Annotated in this window: 15 protein-coding genes; 8 read left to right on the plus strand and 7 right to left on the minus strand. The window is 46.9% G+C overall.

The window, feature by feature from the left end; genetic code table 11:
- Positions 1-33 precede the first annotated feature (33 nt).
- The 6 genes from KDM90_RS01860 (at position 34) to KDM90_RS01885 (ending at position 7,739) form a co-directional block, all read left to right on the plus strand.
- Positions 34-1,062, plus strand: coding sequence for a CDP-6-deoxy-delta-3,4-glucoseen reductase (locus tag KDM90_RS01860; protein WP_212673898.1), 1,029 nt, complete (start codon positions 34-36; stop codon positions 1,060-1,062).
- A gap of 391 nt (positions 1,063-1,453) precedes the next feature.
- Positions 1,454-2,671 carry an acetylornithine transaminase gene (locus KDM90_RS01865; protein WP_212673899.1) on the plus strand — a complete coding sequence of 406 codons (1,218 nt, stop codon included), beginning with the start codon at positions 1,454-1,456 and terminating at the stop codon, positions 2,669-2,671.
- 25 nt (positions 2,672-2,696) lie between these two features.
- Positions 2,697-3,614: an ornithine carbamoyltransferase gene (gene argF / locus KDM90_RS01870; protein ID WP_212673900.1), complete on the plus strand. Its 918-nt coding sequence runs from the start codon at positions 2,697-2,699 to the stop codon at positions 3,612-3,614.
- A gap of 62 nt (positions 3,615-3,676) precedes the next feature.
- Positions 3,677-4,906: an argininosuccinate synthase gene (locus KDM90_RS01875; protein WP_212673901.1), complete on the plus strand. Its 1,230-nt coding sequence runs from the start codon at positions 3,677-3,679 to the stop codon at positions 4,904-4,906.
- 283 nt (positions 4,907-5,189) lie between these two features.
- Positions 5,190-5,513 (plus strand): pyrimidine/purine nucleoside phosphorylase, encoded by a 324-nt coding sequence (gene ppnP / locus KDM90_RS01880; RefSeq protein ID WP_212673902.1) that lies wholly within the window; start codon positions 5,190-5,192, stop codon positions 5,511-5,513.
- A 282-nt stretch (positions 5,514-5,795) separates the two neighbouring features.
- Positions 5,796-7,739, plus strand: coding sequence for a CocE/NonD family hydrolase (locus KDM90_RS01885; RefSeq protein ID WP_230409547.1), 1,944 nt, complete (start codon positions 5,796-5,798; stop codon positions 7,737-7,739).
- 244 nt (positions 7,740-7,983) lie between these two features.
- Here the strand turns inward: KDM90_RS01885 and KDM90_RS01890 are convergent, their stop codons facing one another.
- The 4 genes from KDM90_RS01890 to murB form a co-directional block, all read right to left on the minus strand.
- Positions 7,984-8,268, minus strand: a complete 285-nt coding sequence (locus KDM90_RS01890; protein ID WP_212673903.1) for a hypothetical protein — start codon at positions 8,266-8,268, stop codon at positions 7,984-7,986.
- Between the two features lie 254 nt (positions 8,269-8,522).
- A complete protein-coding gene (locus KDM90_RS01895) occupies positions 8,523-9,206 on the minus strand; it encodes a 4'-phosphopantetheinyl transferase family protein (RefSeq protein ID WP_212673904.1) in 684 nt (227 codons plus the stop codon).
- A complete protein-coding gene (locus tag KDM90_RS01900) occupies positions 9,151-13,152 on the minus strand; it encodes a Pls/PosA family non-ribosomal peptide synthetase (protein WP_212673905.1) in 4,002 nt (1,333 codons plus the stop codon). Before KDM90_RS01900 ends, KDM90_RS01895 begins: the two co-directional genes overlap by 56 nt.
- A 57-nt stretch (positions 13,153-13,209) precedes the next feature.
- Complete coding sequence (gene murB / locus KDM90_RS01905; RefSeq protein WP_212673906.1) at positions 13,210-14,250, minus strand: UDP-N-acetylmuramate dehydrogenase; 1,041 nt, start codon at positions 14,248-14,250, stop codon at positions 13,210-13,212.
- A gap of 184 nt (positions 14,251-14,434) precedes the next feature.
- Here murB and KDM90_RS01910 point away from each other — a divergent pair, with 184 nt between their 5' ends.
- Entirely contained in the window at positions 14,435-14,926 is a 492-nt protein-coding gene (locus tag KDM90_RS01910; RefSeq protein ID WP_212673907.1) for a YajQ family cyclic di-GMP-binding protein, read from the plus strand.
- A gap of 162 nt (positions 14,927-15,088) precedes the next feature.
- The gene (locus tag KDM90_RS01915) at positions 15,089-15,736 is read left to right on the plus strand and encodes a retropepsin-like aspartic protease family protein (RefSeq protein WP_230409548.1); all 648 of its coding nucleotides are present in this window, start codon (positions 15,089-15,091) and stop codon (positions 15,734-15,736) included.
- Positions 15,737-15,874: 138 nt separating this feature from the next.
- Here the strand turns inward: KDM90_RS01915 and aroG are convergent, their stop codons facing one another.
- The 3 genes from aroG to tldD all read right to left on the minus strand — a co-directional run bounded on the left by aroG (position 15,875) and on the right by tldD (position 19,631).
- Positions 15,875-16,942: a 3-deoxy-7-phosphoheptulonate synthase AroG gene (gene aroG / locus KDM90_RS01920; protein ID WP_230409549.1), complete on the minus strand. Its 1,068-nt coding sequence runs from the start codon at positions 16,940-16,942 to the stop codon at positions 15,875-15,877.
- Between the two features lie 349 nt (positions 16,943-17,291).
- Complete coding sequence (locus tag KDM90_RS01925; protein WP_212673908.1) at positions 17,292-17,981, minus strand: nitroreductase family protein; 690 nt, start codon at positions 17,979-17,981, stop codon at positions 17,292-17,294.
- Between the two features lie 189 nt (positions 17,982-18,170).
- A complete protein-coding gene (gene tldD, locus KDM90_RS01930) occupies positions 18,171-19,631 on the minus strand; it encodes a metalloprotease TldD (RefSeq protein ID WP_212673909.1) in 1,461 nt (486 codons plus the stop codon).
- Between the last annotated feature and the right edge of the window lie 115 nt (positions 19,632-19,746).

The raw sequence follows: 19,746 nt of genomic DNA on the forward strand, positions 1-19,746 counted from the left end.
TGTTTTTAGATTGCCAACTGATTCAGGACAAGTATGACGTTTCAAGTAACTATTTCACCAAGCGGTCGTCAATTTCAATGCGACGACGATGAAACCGTATTAACTGCCGCCTTACGGGCGGGGCTCATTTTGCCATACGGCTGCAAAAACGGGGCATGTGGATCATGCAAAGGTAAAGTCAGCGCTGGTCAAGTTGTGCATGGCAACCATCAACAAAAAGCCTTGAGTGATGAAGAAGAAGCGCAAGGTGGCGCCCTATTCTGCTGTGCCAAACCGCAATCTGATCTCACTATCGAAGCACGTGAGATGTTAGCGGATGACGACTATCCAATCAAAAAACTCCCGAGCCGCATCGCTAAATTGGAAAAATTATCGGATGATGTGATGCTGATTGAATTGCAATTGCCCGCTGCGGAGAAATTCAATTATCGTGCGGGGCAATATATTGAATTTCTCTTAAAAGATGGCAAGCGCCGTAGTTATAGTCTCGCCAATGCGCCACATGTTGAAGGCCCACTGAGCCTGCACCTACGTCACATGCCAGGCGGCTACTTCACCGATCAAGTTTTTTCTACCCTCAAAGAACGCGACATCATGCGCTTTGAAGGTCCGCAAGGTAGTTTCTATCTGCGAGAGGATTCCGATAAGCCGATGATTTTGCTGGCATCCGGTACTGGATTTGCACCGATCAAAGCCATCGTTGAGCATTTAATTCATATCGACTCGAAGCGCCCTGTTCATTTGTACTGGGGAGGTCGTCGACCACAAGATCTGTATATGCACGCGCTGTGTGAAGAATGGGCGAACACATTGGCAGGCTTCCAATACACGCCTGTCGTGTCTGATGCGAATGCCGAAGATGATTGGCAAGGTCGCACAGGATTCGTGCATCAAGCGGTGTTAGATGACTATGCCAATTTATCGGGCTATCAAGTCTATGCCTGCGGCGCTCCTATCGTGATCGAGTCAGCAAAACGGGATTTTGTTGCGAAATCACATTTGCCTGCGGACGAGTTTTATGCGGACTCATTCACATCGGAAGCAGATTTAGCAAAAAACTAATTTATTTAAAACGATGAAATTATTTTTCATTTTTTTTGATTTATTTCAGATTTGCATCGCACAAAACCGCAAAAAAACCGTTACACTACGCAAATGAAAAATTTTACCGACATGTCTTCTCCAAATATTGCTCGACGTCGCTGTTCGCACACCGAGCCTGGGAAGTCTTGCGCGTAAGAAAAGCAAGGTCACGATAAAACCACAGGCTCAAACCCTGTGGTTTTTTTTTGCGCGCTGGTGAATTTGCTTGTGGATGTGATGGCGGACCTGCTGACGTATGCTGAGAGTGGTCGTTCTGCGGTAACATCTTTCGCTTATTCTGTTTTTGTATTTAATTTTATATTTAAATTTGGATTTTTAGTCTTTGTTTTCTTCTTTGAGGAGTTTTGAAATGGAATTTAGTCAGTACAACGTCAATGCCCTGATGTACATCACACCACGTCCTGAGTTGGTGTTTACGGAAGGCCGAGGCATGTGGCTGACTGACCATCATGGCAAACGCTACCTTGATTACTTGCAAGGCTGGGCGGTTAATTGCTTAGGGCACTCTCCTCAATGCATCACCGATGCAGTGGTCGCTCAAGCAGGGAAATTGCTCAATCCTTCACCTGCTTTCTATAACGAAAACATGATTCTGCTGGCGGATCAACTAACCAAGCATTCTTGTTTTGATCGCGTCTTCTTTGCCAATAGCGGTGCCGAAGCGAATGAAGGTGCAATTAAACTAGCGCGTAAATGGGGACAAAAAAATAAAAACGGCGCTTTTGAAATTATCACATTCGATCACGGCTTCCATGGCCGTACTTTGGCTACCATGTCTGCCTCAGGCAAACCGGGTTGGGATACGATCTTTGCACCGCAAGTAACGGGTTTTCCCAAAGCCGATTTAAACGATATCGCCTCAGTTGAAAAACTCATCAACGACAAAACCGTAGCAGTCATGTTAGAGCCTGTGCAAGGCGAAGGCGGCGTGATTCCCGCAAGTCGCGAATTCATGCAAGCACTGCGCGCATTGACCAAGCAACATAATATTTTATTAATCGTCGATGAAGTGCAAACAGGTATGGGACGCACAGGCGAATTATTTGGCTACCAACTCTCAGGCATAGAGCCTGACATCATGACCTTGGGTAAAGGCATAGGCGGTGGCGTGCCACTCGCAGCCTTGTTAGCAAAAGAAGAAGTCTCATGCTTCGTACCTGGCGATCAAGGTGGCACTTATAACGGCGCACCCTTGATGACCGCGGTTGGCTTGGCCGTCATCAAGGCATTGACTGCACAAGGTTTCTTAGATGAAGTGAGAGCAAAATCCGCGTATTTGAGCAAAGCACTTAACACGCTATCTGACCAATTCGGCATGGAAGGTGAACGCGGTGAAGGCTTATTACGCGCACTTAAACTCGGCAGCGATATCGGCCCGCGTTTGGTCGAGGTCGCACGCGATCTGGAGCCGATTGGTTTACTCATTAATTCTCCACGTCCTAACTTACTCCGCTTCATGCCAGCGCTGAATGTCAGCTACGAAGAAATCGACACCATGATTTCTATGTTGAGCAAAGTCATCCAACAGGTGATAGACGAAAAAGCCGCAGCATCGACAGCATCTTAAATCGAACATATCCGAACAAATTAACATGGCTATCAAACACTATTTACAGGTCTCTGACCTGACGCTTGATGAATACGACTATCTGATGCAAAGAGCACGGATCATCAAAGATCGCTTTAAAAAATACGAACCCTATCACCCGCTTTTAGATAGAACACTGGTGATGGTATTTGAAAAAAATTCCACTCGGACGCGCTTGAGTTTTGAAGCCGGCATGCACCAGTTAGGTGGCGCGGCCATTTACTTAAATACGCGCGATAGCCAACTTGGTCGTGGCGAGCCAGTAGAAGATGCAGGTCAAGTCATGTCACGCATGTGCGACATCATCATGATCCGCACCTTTGAACAAGAGATGATAGAGAAATTTGCCGCCAATTCACGCGTGCCTGTTATCAATGGTTTGACCAATCAACACCATCCTTGCCAAGTATTTGCGGATGTCTTCACTTTCATCGAACATCGCGGTTCCATCGCAGGTAAGAAAGTTGCGTGGATAGGTGACGCGAATAATATGCTGTACTCATGGATGCAAGCGGCGAAAGTATTTGGATTCCATCTGCATATTTCTACGCCAAAAGGCTATGACATCGATCCGGCTTGCGTCACAGTCGAAGCAGAACACTACACCGTTTTTGACAATCCATCGGATGCCTGCGTCGGTGTCGATGCCGTCAATACCGACGTCTGGACCAGCATGGGCTACGAGGCGGAAAATCAAGCTCGTCTGAAAGCTTTTGACGGTTGGATTGTGGACGAAGAGAAGATGGCGCGTGCCAATCCTGATGCGATTTTTATGCACTGCTTGCCAGCGCATCGCGGTGAGGAAGTTTCCGCAGGTGTGATCGATGGCCCGCAATCCGTAGTTTGGGACGAAGCTGAAAATCGCTTGCACGTACAAAAGGCCTTACTCGAATATTTAGTCATCGGCAAAGTCGATAACTAAGCAGAATTCCAATTTCATCTCAACATTATTTCAGCAATATCTTCAACATTAGAAAGCACATCATGAGCGACGTCAAAAAAGTAGTGTTAGCGTATTCCGGTGGTTTGGATACTTCCGTGATTTTGAAATGGTTGCAAGACAACTACCAATGCGAAATCGTCACGTTCACAGCCGACTTAGGTCAAGGCGAAGAACTCGAACCGGCACGCGCCAAGGCCTTGAAATTTGGCATTAAACCAGAGAATATTTTCATCGACGACGTACGTGAAGAATTCGTGCGTGACTTCGTCTTCCCTATGTTCCGTGCCAACACCGTGTACGAAGGCGAATACTTATTGGGTACTTCGATTGCACGTCCACTCATCGCCAAACGCCTAATCGAAATCGCCAAACAAACTGGCGCTGACACAATCTCACACGGCGCAACCGGCAAAGGTAACGATCAAGTGCGTTTTGAACTTGGCGCCTATGCACTAATGCCAAACGTCAAAGTCATCGCCCCATGGCGTGAATGGGATTTATTGTCGCGCGAAAAATTGATGAAATATGCCGAAGATGCAGGCATAGAAATCGACCAAAAACACAAGAACGGCGGCGCACCCTACTCCATGGACGCCAATTTGCTGCACATCAGCTTTGAAGGTCGCCATTTAGAAAATCCAAGCGCCGAAGCCGAAGAATCGATGTGGCGTTGGACGGTCAGCCCAGAAGCAGCACCAGATCAAGCTGAATACCTCGACATCGAATACGAAAAAGGCGATATCGTCGCATTGAATGGCGTACGTATGTCACCAGCAACGGTACTGACTGAACTCAATCGCCTCGGCGGCAAACACGGCATCGGTCGTTTAGATTTGGTAGAAAATCGTTTCGTCGGCATGAAGTCACGTGGTTGCTATGAAACCCCTGGCGGCACCATCATGTTACGTGCGCACCGCGCTATCGAATCCATCACTTTAGATCGCGAAGTCGCGCATCTGAAAGACGATTTAATGCCACGTTACGCCAGCTTGATTTATAACGGCTACTGGTGGTCTCCTGAGCGTATAGCATTGCAAACACTAATCGATCACACGCAACAAAATGTGAACGGCTGGGTACGCGTCAAACTGTACAAAGGCAATGTGATTACCGTGTCACGTGATTCCAAAACAGACTCCTTATTCGACATGAACATCGCGACCTTCGACGAAGACGGCGGCGCATACAATCAAGCCGATGCAGGTGGCTTCATTAAGTTGAACGCATTGCGTATGCGGATTGCGGCAAACGCGAAACTGAAGCGCGGTTAATGCAAAGACATAGTCGCGATGAAAGCTCCCTTCTCCCGCAAGCGGGAGAAGGGTTGGGGATGAGGCCAGTTGAGAAACGGTACAACAAAACGTAGGGCGGGTGAAACCCGCGCCGCCCAAGCGTCGAAATATACTGACCAAGATTTGAGCTGGACGATTTTCATCCATTAGACAAAACTGGATATTCCTCACCCCTACTAAAAACTTCGCGACTACCGAACCCCCTCACCCTAGCCCTCTCCCGCTTGCGGGAGAGGGAACTAACATCAAAATTCCAAACACCATGACCACACAATTCGACCAAGTCAGCGTCATCAAAAAGGCCAATCTCTATTTCGACGGCAAATGCGTTTCGCACACGGTACTTTTCCCTGACGGCAGCAAAAAAACCATAGGCGTAATTTTTCCTTCCAGCCTCACCTTCAACACTGGCGCGGCAGAAATCATGGAAATCAACGCTGGCGTTTGCCGCATTACATTAGCTGGTGAAAACACGAGCAATGAATATGGCGCAGGGCAATCTTTTTCGGTGCCAGCTAATTCCAGTTTCAAAATCGAAACGCTGGAAACCTTGGACTATGTCTGCCACTTTATCGACGCTGCATAACTTATAGTTATCGCTAGCTGCACACCAAGTACAAGCCCTAATTTATTTAGGGCGATCATCACCATTCATTTTTAATGAAACTGGCTGCTTAAGTTTTTTCTCTGCACCCCCTCTTTTTTCTCTGAGCCTCTAAGTTGAGAGGTTTAGATTTTTCTCCGCACATACACCAACACAACGCTTGAAACCCAGTTGACAGCTCAAGCGAAACAGCGCAATCTCGCTCTCTTTTGGAACGCCAAATCATCTTGCATTTGGATAGCCCTACTTGAGGAGTGACCTATCTTGACTCATCCACGCAAACCTATTCTTCGCTCGATCATCAGTGCTGCTCTATTAAGTTTCGCAGCGAGCGCTGCAGTAGCCCAAACCCAAGCGCCCCTATCCGCGATGACACCTGATGGGGTAAAAAGCTACGACAGCATTCGACCGCAAGCGGATTTCATCAAGCGCGTTGTGATGATTCCGATGCGCGATGGCGTCAAACTGTACACCGTCGTCGTCATGAAAAAAGGAACAAAAAATGCACCTATCCTTTTAAGCCGCACGCCTTATGATGCAAAAGGCTCGACCTCCCGCACGCAAAGTCAAAAAGCCACTGAAATTTTAAGTGTCTTAGATGAAGTTTTTATCGAAGATAATTACATCCGTGTCTATCAAGATGTACGCGGCTTGCATGGTTCTGAAGACGATTTCATCATGAATCGTCCTTTGCGTGGGCCACTCAATTCGACCACAACCGACGAATCCACAGATGCCTACGACACGATCGATTGGCTCACCAAAAATACGCCCGAATCTAGCGGCAAGGTCGGCGTGATCGGCTCGTCTTATTTAGGATTCACCGCACTCATGGCTGAGATCAATCCGCACCCGGCGCTCAAAGCTGCCGTGCCGCAAAGCCCGATGGTCGATGGCTGGATGGGGGACGACTGGTTTCACTATGGTGCCTTCCGAAATACCAATATCGCCTACACAGTCGGCGTCACTACGGGCAAAGGTAGCGGTGGGTCTGACCCGACAGGTGTTGGTGATGATTACACCCGTTATTTAGAAGCAGGATCAACCGGCGACTACATCCGCCATTGGGGTTTTGATCAATATCCATTCTTACAAAAGATTATGCAAAACGCGGCCTACACGCCATTCTGGTCGCAACAAGCGGTTGATAAATGGTTTGCCAATCACGACTTAAGTGTACCGACTCTGCTCATGGTCAGCCAATGGGATCAAGAAGATAGTTATGGCGCACCTGCCGTTTACAAGGCCATCAAGTCGCGCAATAAAGATGTCAAAGTCAGCCTCTTGATCGGCCCATGGCCACATTCAGGCGGCAATCATTACGGCTTCAAACTCGGTGATATCGCATTCAAAGGCGACACTGCTTTAGAAGCACGCGTCAACTATATCAAACCATTTTTAGATCATCATTTAAAAGGCAGCGCAGATCCACAACTCCCTGCCGCCATGACCTATGCAACGGGTGCAGACAAGTGGCAACATTCAACGCAATGGCCTGCAGGTAAACCGACCAAGCTATATTTACGAGAAGGCTTTGGGCTCTCTTTTGAAGCACCTGATGTCAAACTATCGGCTAATCAAGTGCAAGGCCACGACGACTACGTCTCCGATCCTTCTAAACCTGTGCCTTTCATCCCGCGCCCTATCAATATGAACGACAGCAGCCAATGGAAACCTTGGCTAGTGCGCGATCAACGCTTTGTGTCAGATCGCCCTGACGTGCTGGTGTATACCGGCCCTGTGTTGGACAAACCTTTACACATCATGGGACAACCTCTAGTTGAGTTATTCGCCGCCACCTCTGGCAGCGATGCCGACTGGGTCGTCAAGTTGATTGATGTCTACCCCAACGTCTCGCCTGAAGGCGGACAAGGCGTGATGACGATGGCAGGATTTGAGCTACCGATAGGCATAGAAATCTATCGCGGCCGCTATGTACGCGGCTTCGACAAACCACAAGCCTTGACGCCCAACAAGATCGAAGCCTATCAATTTGGCCTACCACACGTGAACCACGTCTTCTTGCCTGGCCATCGTTTAATGGTACAAATCCAATCATCGCTATTCCCTTTGTATGACCGTAATCCACAAACCTATGTTGAAAATATTTTCAACGCCAAGGCTAGCGACTATAAAAAAGCGACGCAAAGTATTTACCGCACAAAAGCCGCGGCTAGTAATATTGTGTTGCCTGTGGTGGAGAATTAATTCGCGGATTTGCTTGGAATTAATTTAATGTGAAGACAGCCTGTTGATTTATTTTGATGGGCTGTTTTGATTTTGATGAGCTTTTTTATTAAAGCTGTGTTGTTCCTTGCGAGAAGGCATAGCGGGTGGGTTGGGCTGCTAAGCCCAAAATTCATCAACATAATTGCGGCGCGGTGAGCGGATGGCCGTCCACATATCTATAAAATTTTGAGCCGCATCGCGGCCAGTCCGGTCGACCATCTTGTTATGCACAAGGAATTTCCTTACGTAACTGCTCATTTTTTCGAATTCGAGAATATTCATAGTTCAATGATATTAATTGATCTGCTAGATGCCCATCATACGAATCTATTACTGCTCGCGCAAAAGTCGGCGAAAAATCATTGGGATCAAGCGCCTTCGACATTTGGTGAATTTCATTTAAAAGCTTGGTGGTCATTGCATCGGAGAATGTCTCGTTGCTTGAACTTTTCAACGCAGCGATGGCCGATTCACAAAGTCCCCAAACGTATTCTTGCAGTTCATTCATATCGTGAGCAATTAGTTTTAATGTGAATGAAATGGAAGTTAACACATCCTTAAAAATTTATCAACATAACATAGAACATTTGGAAACCCGCATGGAACCTAGCACTTACGTATTTTGCTTAGTCCACAAAAGGTATAAAAAAAACGAAAAGAAGCATTTGGTGATACAGTTTTTTGAGCACATCAAATACTCAGAAAATTAACGACAAGATTCGCCCGCAATTTCAAATACGCATCAGAAAAATACGCAAAGAATTATTTACAAAAACCAAACGTCAATGCCATCACAAGATTTTTAGGAAGCGCAAAATTCTCGTGAGTATGCAACACATGCACTTCGCACTGATTCAACTGAACATCTAATTCTGCGCTCCACTCCTGCAAGGCCAAGCCACAGCATTTCAATCTAGCCTCGTGTATCGCCCAACAAGCCGCGAATTCCTTAGCCTGCAGCTCTTCTGGCGCATTGGCGATACCTTGATTATCCACAGGCGACAAATACAGTCGAGCCACTTCACGCCAATCAAAATCAATCGCTGTGGCGAGTAGGTCTATTCCTATATTTTGATAACGATGAATCGCAGCCACTGCATAATTTTGATCATGCGAGAACGAGAGAAAAATACGCTCTCCGTCAACTTGCGCATACGGTGCTTGCCCAGCTTCTGCGTGCAATTGAATTTTATCTTTATCGACGGCGCAGGCTAGTCCTAGAAACTGTTTGACCGCTGCGCGTAGTGATGTGCGCGAGATGGTGCGGTCGTGATTTCCTTCCGCTTGATTGAACAGCACCACGAAATCATGTTGGCGATAAAAAGCACAGGCTGCGTCGATTTGATTTGGGAATTCAAATACGCAGTATCCGTGCTTCATATTGAGATGACTAAGCAATCGCTGCTGGACAACCGCGCCAGCTTGATTTGGCAGGAATAAATTCACCTTTCATGACCAAGGTCAGCGCGCCTAATTTGGCATCATCACCAACTACTGCGCTGTACAGAACAAAGCTGCGTGGACCGAGGTAAACGCGTTCGCCGATGATCACATGATCCACCTTCATCACGCGGTCTTCAAACAGATGTGTTTGTGGGCAAGCGGCGGCGTTGATTTCGCTGTGAGCGCCTATGGTCACGCAATCAAATTCAGTGATGTCGGTGGTGTCCAAATACACGCCCTTGCCGATTTTTGCACCTAATAAATTGAATGCCAATGGCAGCCACGGTGTGCCTTTTAAGTAGCGCATAAAATTGGGGACGGCGATGCCTTCATAGAGATTGGTAATCGCTTCAGATGACCAGACAAACCACGTCCACATAGGATGACTGCTTTTTTTGTAGCGACCGATCAAGATCCATTTGGCGAGCAAAATAAACACATAGCAGCCAGCACCATATAGCAAACCGGAGATGACCAAGTAATACAAGACTTCTAACCAACGTTCTTCGGCGGCCAAGGGCATTAAGTCGAGTACGATGGTGTAGCCGATGGCGATCACTAAGGCGTGTGGCGCGATGATGCGGAAGGCTTCGATTAGACCGCGGGCGACACGACGCCATAAACTCGGCTTAAAGGTGAGGTTTTCTGCGAAACCTTTGACTTCTTCACGTGCAGGCAGATTCATGGCGGGTGAGCCTATCCATGTGTCGCCGTTACGCATTGCGCTATTCGCTGGAGCGCTGGTGTGCACGCCAATCAAGACATTCTCAGGAATCACGGTGCCATCAGGAATATACGCGCCATTACCGACAAAACTACGACGTGAGACTTCGGTGGCTTGCACCGACATCCAACCTTGATCGATTTCCTCATCGCCTAACATCACGGCATCGGCAATAAAACATTCATCGCCCAAGGTCAACATGTCAGGCACAACGCCCAATGCGGTCGATACTTCTGCGCCCTTACCGACTTTAGCACCCAACATGCGGTACCAGAAAGGTGAATAAATCGTTGCATACACGCCGTGCAGAACATTCAAACTCGATTCTTGAATTTGATTGACCAACCATTTACCGCAGTACACATTACTATGCACGGCATAACGTCCTGGTGTCATTTTGGGTAATAAGCCCCAGCGTATACCGGCCGAGAGAACCGCTGTGCACACAATCAGAACAGCGGTAGCGGGAAAAGCGAAGACGAAATACTCGCTCAACTGTACTGCCACCTCGGCGTTCTGCGTGCTAGGTAACAACTCCAAGGTATCAAGCCAGTCGATCAAAATAAATGTTGGAAAAACCGGCAAGAAAAACAGCGCCGAAATACTCAAACTACCTAGGATAAAAAATAGATTCTCACCGAATTTTCGTCCTATCCCGACCACCGGTCTTGGTGGTAAAGCGTGCGCATCAAAGGCTCCCACATCGCGCGCGGGCGAGCCTTCCCAAATGCGATGGGCGGGAATACTTTGCCCATCAACGAGACAGGATTGACCCGCCAAGTGGGCATGTGTTGCGAGCTGCGTACCACCTTCGATCACCGCATATGAACCGACATAGGCGTTATCGGCGATATCAATTTGCCCCAAATGCAAATAGCCTTTTTCGACCCGAGCATTTTCAAAATTACAGGCGTTACCGATACTCGCACCATCACCAATTTGCAATAAATCTGCGGCACGTAAAGTGATAGAACCGATCAAGACCTCGTCGCCTATCTTGGCACCTAATGCGCGCAACCACCATGTGTAAATGGAGGAGCCACTCAGCATATAAGCAGGTGCCGCTTCAATGATGCGGTCAACTAGCCACCAGCGAAAATAAGTCCATCCCCACAGTGGATATTTGCCCGGCCTTAGTCGTCCGACGATCACCCATTTTGCCGCGATGGCGAGGAAAAATTCAGCAACGGTCACCAATAGGAAACAAGCCAGTGACAAAGCCACCGCGCGTGGAATCGAGTCTTCGCTGTCACCAGTAAAAAAGTGATATGCAAAAAATGGCGTCAACCATTGCAGCATGCGGAATGCGACCAAGCAAGGGATCATGGCGGCCTGCGCCAACCCACAGGTCCAGCGTTTGATTGCTGATGGCGGCGTCCATGCTTCGCCTGCTTGCACCTCGTCTGTCACCCCGATCATGCCAGCTTGCATCACAGCTGCGATTTCTCCTACCCGACGCTGTTGATAGATATCGCTGATTTTAAAATACGTGAAACGCGCATCCAAGCGTAAGGACGATACCAAACGCGCTGCCATCAAAGAATGACCACCGAGATCGTTAAAAAAATCTGCGTCTCGACGTATCGCTTGACCGGGAAAGAGACGCGTTAAGGCTTCAAACAAACATGATTCAGCCTCGGTTTCGGCGACATCACTTTCCGAGGATAAGACTTGTACAGCTAGCTCCTGCGCTTTGAGGGTTTTACGATCAATTTTTCCTGAGCTTAAACGCGGCATCTCATCCAAAAATTCGTAGCGCGTTGGCACCATGTAGGCTGGCAAACTTTGCGTCAATGCTTGGCGTAAATTGCTACTATTCACCAATGCAGGATCAGCACCGGTTTCGCGCACGATAAAGGCAATCAGTTGATCAACACCCTGCTCCGCACGCAAAATAACTGCAACGGTTCCTACACCGTTTTGCTTCGCCAAGACCGCTTCGATCTCACCCAATTCAACGCGAAAACCACGAATCTTTACTTGATCATCCGCTCGACCTAAACATTGGACACTACCGTCTTCTCCAATTTTTGCAAGGTCGCCAGTACGATAAATTCTGATATTAATAGGATCATTGGCCCAAGGATTACTCAGAAATTTTTCCGCTGTTAAATCTGGGCGTCCAAGATAACCTGCCGAGACGCCTGGACCAAAAATACAGAGTTCACCAATCTCACCGCGTTCCAACAGGCGCAGGCCTTTATCGACATCAGGATCAATCACCAATAGACCATAATTGGGCAGAGGAATGCCGATGGTCACGGGTGTACCAGCTTGCAAAGGGGCGAGGCTGGCAGACACCGTTGCCTCGGTTGGTCCATAGGTATTGAACATCTGGCGGCCATTTATCGCCCAGCGTTCAACCAAACTAGCAGGACACATTTCCCCGCCCAGATTGATTAATCGCAAACACGGTACATCGATACTAAACAAGGCGAGCAAAGTCGGTACCGCATGCAATACAGTGATCTCATGTTCAATCAAGGCACGTGGCAGCGCATCGGGGTCGAGCGCTACTTCTTTTGGTGCTATCCACAAGCTAGCGCCGACCAAATAGCTAATCCAGATTTCCTCAAATGACATATCAAATGCCACAGAAAAACCCTGATAGACGCGGTCATGAGAATTGATTCCAAGGACGCTATTTTCACTGCGCAAAAAATGGCAAATGCTCCCCTGATCAATCAGAATACCTTTCGGTTTTCCCGTTGATCCCGAGGTATAGATGACATAAGCAGGATCATGTGAACTTACTGGAGCGCGTGTTCGCAATTCGGTATCGACGTCAGCTAATACATCTGTCGCAGTAAAAATGGGCTTGGTCAACTTACCCAATTGCGGTAAAAACTCATCGGCTGCCAAAAGGCCAACAGCTTGCGCGTCGTCCAAGCAAACTCCGATTCGTTCTACCGGCACGTCTGCATCGAATGGCAGCCAAGCTGCACCACTCTTTGCGATTCCTGCTTGCATGACCAATAGAGCTATGCCTCGCGGCAACCACAATCCAAGAATATCTCCTGGCTTGACACCCGCTTGAATGAGATGATGCGCAACTAAATCTGCGCGTCTGCCTAACTCGCCATAGCTGAGCACTTCCTGCTCACTCGAGAGCGCAATTTTCTCAGGCATAACGCTGATGGTTGCTTCAAGCAAGTCTGCCAAACATTCTGCTTTGATTAAATCTGGCAGCGCACTACCGTACAAAATAGGACTATCTGATTTCATTTTTATTTCTTAGAGGGGGAAACGCGGGACAGCAATGTGACTTTCGTTTTATAGGAATCACACGAACACAGGCTCAACCTCAAGCTTGACACCAAATCTGTTGAGTACATCAACCTGAATTTCCTCAGCCAACACCCTGACGTCTGCACCCGTGGCACCACCCAAATTCACCAGAACCAAAGCCTGCCTCTCGTAGACTCCGACCGTTTCATAGCGGCGACCTTTCCATCCGCATTGCTCAATCAACCATCCTGCAGCGAGCTTATAGTCACCATTGGATTGCAGGTAACTGACACAAGCAGGATAAAGCGCCATTAGCCGATCACGCTGCTCCCTTGAAACGATGGGATTCTTAAAAAAACTCCCCACATTGCCGATCTCAGCTGGATCGGGCAATTTACTCTGACGGATTGCAATGACCGCTTGACTTATATCCATCGCAGTTGGCACGGCAATGTTGGATTCGCGTAATTGACTCGCAATATCACCGTAAGTTAAACGAGCTTGCCATTTCTTTGGCAAAGCGAAATTCACATCGAGTATAACGAAACGCCCCGGCTCAGTTCGCTTAAAAACGCTGTCTCGGTAGGCAAATTCGCACGCTTGCTTGTCAAAGATGCGTATGACGCCAGACTCCAAATCAAATGCACGTAAAGAATGAAAATACTCTTGCATTTCCATTCCATATGCACCGATATTTTGGATCGGGGCAGCACCTACCGTTCCAGGGATTAAAGAGAGGTTTTCTAAGCCTGGATAATTCTGTGCGAGAGTCCACAATACGAACCCATGCCAACTTTCCCCACTCCCTGCTCGGACGATGAAATGGTCCTCTGTTTCGGCTTGGAGCTCGCGCCCTCCGATTTCCATGTGCAATACAAGATGTGGTAATGAATCTGATAAAACAAGGTTACTACCACCGCCAAGGATCAATCGAGGAAGCTTGCGTAACGCTACATCGTTGTTGAGTAATTGATGCAGTGCGAGCAATTGTGAGACGGATTCTATCCGAGCATAAGTATGTGCATGAGAATGGATGCCAAAGGTATTGAGGCTGTGTAAGTCGACATTCTGTTGCAGTAAAAGTTCTGATTTCATAAGGACAGAATTATAGTCGTGAATCGCACTTTCACCTGTGATTCAAACATCAATTTGACTGCAAAAACGTGCTTAATTTTTGTTAAAATAGCGCTACCGCAAAGAAATCACCAAATTTCATCGCATTTCATTGGCGCCCTTACTTTCTAAACGCCAGTCTGTCACTTATTTACAAGGAAATTCTATGCCCTCATTCGACACGGTCTCTGAAGCCAACATGGAAGAAGTAAAAAATGCTATCAATCAAATCAACAAAGTTGTAACAAATCGATTTGATTTAAAGGGAACGAGTGCAAAAGTCGAACTCAAAGACAAAGAGCGCGAAATTACGATTTTTGGCGACTCTGAATTTCACCTCGATCAAGTCATGGTCGAGATGAACCAAACAATGGGAAAACGCAATGTTGACATCCGCTTTCTCGACGTAGGTAAAGTTGAAAAAATTGGCGGCGACAAAGTCAAACAAGTAATCAAAGTCAAAAATGGAATTCAAACAGAAGATGCAAAAAAAATTGTCAAGGTTATCAAAGACAGTAAAATGAAAGTCCAAGCAAGTATTCAAGGCGATGCGGTTCGTGTTACTGGCGCAAAACGTGACGACCTTCAAGCAACGATGGCAATGTTGCGCAAAGAGATCAAAGACTTGCCTTTAGAATTCAACAATTTCCGCGATTAATAGCGCAGTTTTCTATCTCAAAAGTCTCGGGCAGAGTCTCCAAAAGCGTGGATTTGTAATGACTAGACCAACGCAAATCCTACTGCGATCAGCGCCAATCACATCTGTTTAGGAGTGAAGAAAATGAAGCAAAAAATGCGCAGGGTATATTGGAGATCGCGATTGAAGCGCACTGCCTTTTTTGGTGCAAGTTTGACTCTATTCTTAAGTAGCATTAGTTCTTCATCCGCAATCGACCTCAATTTAGTTGCATTAAGCAACGGCAAAGCGATGCTGATTGTGGATGATAAACCACCAAAAATGTTTGCAGTTGGAAGCCAAATCACACCCGAAATCAAACTAATTGGAGTGAATCAAAACAGCGCCCATGTCGAAATCAATGGCAAGCGACAAACGCTCTTTTTGGGACATGCTGTTTTGCAAAACAATGCATCAAAAAATGCAAGCGTGACCTTGCAAGCAAGTGAAAATGGCCACTTTTTTGCTGAAGCCAAAATTAATGGCGGCAGTAACCTCAAAGTACTCGTCGACACAGGCGCAAGCTACTTATCCATGTCAGCAGCGGATGCCAAACGGCTCGGCATTGATTACAAAAAAGGTGTCCCTTCTCGCAGTAGCACGGCCAATGGTATTGTTCCAACTTACTTAGTAAGACTTGACTCAGTCAAAATCGGCGACATCGAACTCTTTCAAGTGGATGCGTCTATTCATGAAAATGAAATGGGTATATGCCTGTTAGGCATGTCGTTTCTCAAACGCCTTAGTATGACTCGCGAAGGTCAACAAATGGTATTAACGAAAAAGCTCTGAACCAAAGCTATTAAGGACAACCTAGCATTCTCTTTAATCCTGTCCGCAAGCGCAAAGAAATTTCGGATGCTGACCAATGCGTAAGCACAAAAATTCAAGTGCTTCCATTGATGGCACTGGTCAACATCACGAGGTAGACTAAACTGTCGCAGACTTCACGAGCCTACGTTGTTTCACCGCATCAGCCAAACCTTGCAAGACCTTCTCACTCGCATCCCAGTCAATACACCCATCGGTGATCGATTGGCCATAAACTAAATCTTTGCCTGCAACCACATCTTGACGCCCAGCGACCAAATTTGATTCGATCATCACGCCCACGATTCGACCATCACCGCCCGCAATTTGCTGCGCAATATCCGCACATACAGGAATTTGATTAAGAGGATTTTTTGAACTATTCGCATGCGATGCATCGATCATCAAGCGGGCTTGCAATCCATTTGCAACGATATCTTTGGCTGCAGCATCGACACTTGCAGCATCATAGTTGGGCGTCTTTCCACCGCGTAAAATCAAATGACAGTCTTCGTTTCCATTCGTCGAAACAATGGCAGAGTGTCCGCCCTTGGTCACCGATAGAAAATGGTGCGGTTGTGACGATGCCTTTATCGCATCGACTGCAATTTTCACATTACCATCCGTCCCATTCTTAAACCCAACAGGACACGATAGCCCCGAAGCTAATTCACGATGCACTTGTGATTCAGTTGTTCTCGCTCCAATCGCACCCCAGCTAATTAAATCGGCAATGTATTGCGGACTAATCATATCTAAATATTCGGTTCCAGCTGGCAAGCCCAGCTCATTGATATTCAATAGCAATTCACGGGCGATACGCAAACCATCATTAATTCGGAAGCTGTTGTCCATATAAGGATCATTAATCAAGCCCTTCCATCCGACCGTGGTTCGCGGTTTCTCAAAATAAACTCGCATCACAATCTCTAAATCGCCTGCAAATTTGACTCTCGCCTCGGCTAATTTTTGTGCATATTCCAAGGCGGCCTTGGTATCGTGTATTGAGCACGGCCCAATTACCACCATCACGCGGTCATCCTTTGCTTCTAGAATGTTGTGGAGGGCCGCGCGTGCATTCGCAGTGACTTCTGATGCTTTGTCTGAACAAGCGAATTCGCGAATCAAATGCGACGGTGGCAGCAATTCTTTCATTTCCCGGATACGTAAATCGTCTGTGCGTTGCATGATAATTTTCCTGAAGTTTCTGTTAAATAAAATTGGGTATAAATCGTTGAGATCTAGGTTACCGACGTATCTGCGCACCGAGATGGCAAAAAAAAACCGCCAAGCTTGGCGGTTTTTTTGGATCGGCTAGGTTCTATGTATGTTGATCTTTCTTTTACGTGAACTTACCGCTACTCCACCGCCTCAGGCTGGGAATTGCTAAAGTAAAAGTAAAAGTAAAATCGTGCAAATTTCATGAGCGCCTCAAGATCGAATGGAACGACTATAACAACATCTGCCAAAGCTTGGCAAGTAATTTATCAAGATTTTGCACAATCCTTGCGCAAGAACATCGACCTGTTCGGTCTATCTAGAGAAAGCTGGCAATATCACTGAGTGGCTTCTTCCTTATATTGGGAACCATACACGCATCAGCTGGGTGACCGACTACCAATAAGATATAAGGCTTTTCATTATCGGGACGGTCTAACAGTTCATTTAAGAACCCCATAGGACTCGGCGTATGGGTCAAAGTGGCAAGTCCAGCATAATGCAATGCCGCGATTAAAAATCCTGTTGCTATTGAAACTGATTCTGGCACGTAGTAATTTTTCACTGCCGTACCATCATCCATCAAAGTACTTTTTTGCCCGAAAATTGCGATCAAATACGGGGCATCTTCCAGAAATGGTTTATTCGAATCCGTCCCCAATGGAGCGAGGGCGTCTTTCCATTCTTGTGGCGCGCGTCGCTCATAGAATTCCCGCTCTTCAATTTCCGCCTCGACACGTATGCGATGTTTTAATTCAGGATCGGAAACGACCGCGAAATGCCATGGCTGATGATTGGCACCAGAAGGAGCTGTTCCTGCTGCAAGCAAACAGTGCTCGATGACTTTGCGTGAAACCAGTTTCGAAGAAAATTCCCGAATTGTCTTACGCCGCGCAAGGTCAAGATAAAAGGCTTGCGCTCTTTCCTCCATCTCTTGCTCGGAATAGGAACGATAAGTGCTCAAGGGAATGAATTGTGGATCACCTTGGTTAAATGAGAGTTTCGACATAAAAACCTTTCGAAGAAAAGGATAATGTAAACACAATGTCGAAACTACTCAATACGCCTAAGCAGATTCAAAATAAGAAACAAAAAACAAGGCTTTTTTACAATGATTCCACGGTAAAAATATGTCTATACAATACGAACTTCTGGTGCGTCACAGCGAAAAACGACTTATCTTTTCAGACACCAACAATTAGGCTGTACCACCAACAACCAAACCATCAATCCGCAATGTAGGCTGACCGACCCCAACAGGCACACTTTGCCCCTCTTTGCCGCAGACGCCCACTCCAGAATCAAGGCGCATATCATTCCCTATCATGGAGACCCGATTCAACACTTCTGGACCATTACCAATCAACGTTGCCCCTTTTACTGGGTAGCTTACCTTACCATTCTCAATCATATAAGCTTCGCTCGCGGAAAATACAAACTTCCCGTTCGTTATATCGACTTGGCCACCACCGAAATTCACAGCGTACAAACCATTTTTCACAGACGCCAAAATTTCAGCTGGATCTTTGTCACCGGCCAACATATACGTGTTCGTCATTCTTGGCATCGGCAGGTGGGCGAATGATTCCCGACGAGCATTCCCTGTAACCGGCATTTTCATCAGACGTGCATTCATTGTGTCTTGAATATACCCTTTCAAAATGCCGTCTTCGATCAACGTTGTACATTGCGTCGGATTTCCTTCGTCATCAATATTGAGTGAGCCGCGTCGATTTGATAGCGTCCCGTCATCAACAACTGTCACACCCTTCGCTGCAACTCTATCTCCTATCCGCCCTGCGAAGGTGCTTGACCCTTTGCGATTAAAATCACCTTCAAGACCATGCCCGATTGCTTCATGCAATAAAACTCCTGGCCACCCCGATCCCAGCACCACTGTCATTGGTCCTGCAGGCGCAGGCCGAGCATCTAAATTAACCAAAGCGGACTGTACCGCATCATGCGCATATTGTTCCAAAACAGCGTCTGAAAAATAAGAAAAACTATAGCGACCACCGCCACCCGCAGACCCCGTTTCACGTCGACCGTTTTGCTCAGCGATCACAGTCAGTGACATTCGAACTAGTGGCCGAACGTCCGCCGCGATGACGCCATCACTTCGAGCGACCAATATCACGTCATATTCGCCAGCAAGACTTGCCATCACTTGCACAACTCGTGGATCTTTTGCGCGAGCGATTTTTTCAATTTTCTCAAGCAATGCTACCTTTTGATTCGCGTCGAGTGAGGCTAAAGGATCATCCGCTAGGAACAGTTCATGTCCTTGAATTCCCCGCATGGAAGCAGCGACTTTAATTTTCCCTGCGCCTACTTTAGCAATTGTGCGTGTTGCAGCTGACGCTTCTAACAACGCATGTTCAGAAATTTCGTCGGAATACGAAAAAGCAGTCTTATCACCAGATACGGCACGTACTCCCACTCCTTGATCGATGGAAAAGCTTCCCGTTTTCACGATGCCTTCTTCGAGGCTCCAACCTTCATTTTTAGTGAATTGAAAATACAAATCTGCGTAGTCTATTTTGTGCGTGAACATGCTTTTCAAAGCCCGATTTAACTTCACCTCATCTAAACCGAAAGGGGTTAATAAAATATCGCGGGCGATCGCAAGATGTTTTAAATTCGAGTCAAAAGGTGTCATGATCAATTTTCTTAAAAGCAGTTCAAGCCGAAGTCATCTGCGAATGACCAAATGGCGAAAGTTCGGTATTGTAGAGCATTTGTTAAATTCCGATCTTGCGAAAAAAATGCAATCA

The sequence above is a fragment of the Affinundibacterium fentianense genome (assembly GCF_018139545.1).
Lineage (GTDB): Bacteria > Pseudomonadota > Gammaproteobacteria > Burkholderiales > Burkholderiaceae_D > Undibacterium > Undibacterium fentianense.

Coding starts and splice junctions, on each gene's coding strand:
- KDM90_RS01910 (WP_212673907.1), top strand. CDS start 14,435: ATGCCCTCATTCGACACGGTCTCTGAAGCCAACATGGAAGAAGTAAAA.
- KDM90_RS01860 (WP_212673898.1), top strand. CDS start 34: ATGACGTTTCAAGTAACTATTTCACCAAGCGGTCGTCAATTTCAATGC.
- argF (WP_212673900.1), top strand. CDS start 2,697: ATGGCTATCAAACACTATTTACAGGTCTCTGACCTGACGCTTGATGAA.
- tldD (WP_212673909.1), bottom strand. CDS start 19,631: ATGACACCTTTTGACTCGAATTTAAAACATCTTGCGATCGCCCGCGAT.
- aroG (WP_230409549.1), bottom strand. CDS start 16,942: ATGCAACGCACAGACGATTTACGTATCCGGGAAATGAAAGAATTGCTG.
- murB (WP_212673906.1), bottom strand. CDS start 14,250: ATGAAATCAGAACTTTTACTGCAACAGAATGTCGACTTACACAGCCTC.
- KDM90_RS01865 (WP_212673899.1), top strand. CDS start 1,454: ATGGAATTTAGTCAGTACAACGTCAATGCCCTGATGTACATCACACCA.
- ppnP (WP_212673902.1), top strand. CDS start 5,190: ATGACCACACAATTCGACCAAGTCAGCGTCATCAAAAAGGCCAATCTC.
- KDM90_RS01875 (WP_212673901.1), top strand. CDS start 3,677: ATGAGCGACGTCAAAAAAGTAGTGTTAGCGTATTCCGGTGGTTTGGAT.
- KDM90_RS01890 (WP_212673903.1), bottom strand. CDS start 8,268: ATGAATGAACTGCAAGAATACGTTTGGGGACTTTGTGAATCGGCCATC.
- KDM90_RS01900 (WP_212673905.1), bottom strand. CDS start 13,152: ATGAAATCAGATAGTCCTATTTTGTACGGTAGTGCGCTGCCAGATTTA.
- KDM90_RS01925 (WP_212673908.1), bottom strand. CDS start 17,981: ATGTCGAAACTCTCATTTAACCAAGGTGATCCACAATTCATTCCCTTG.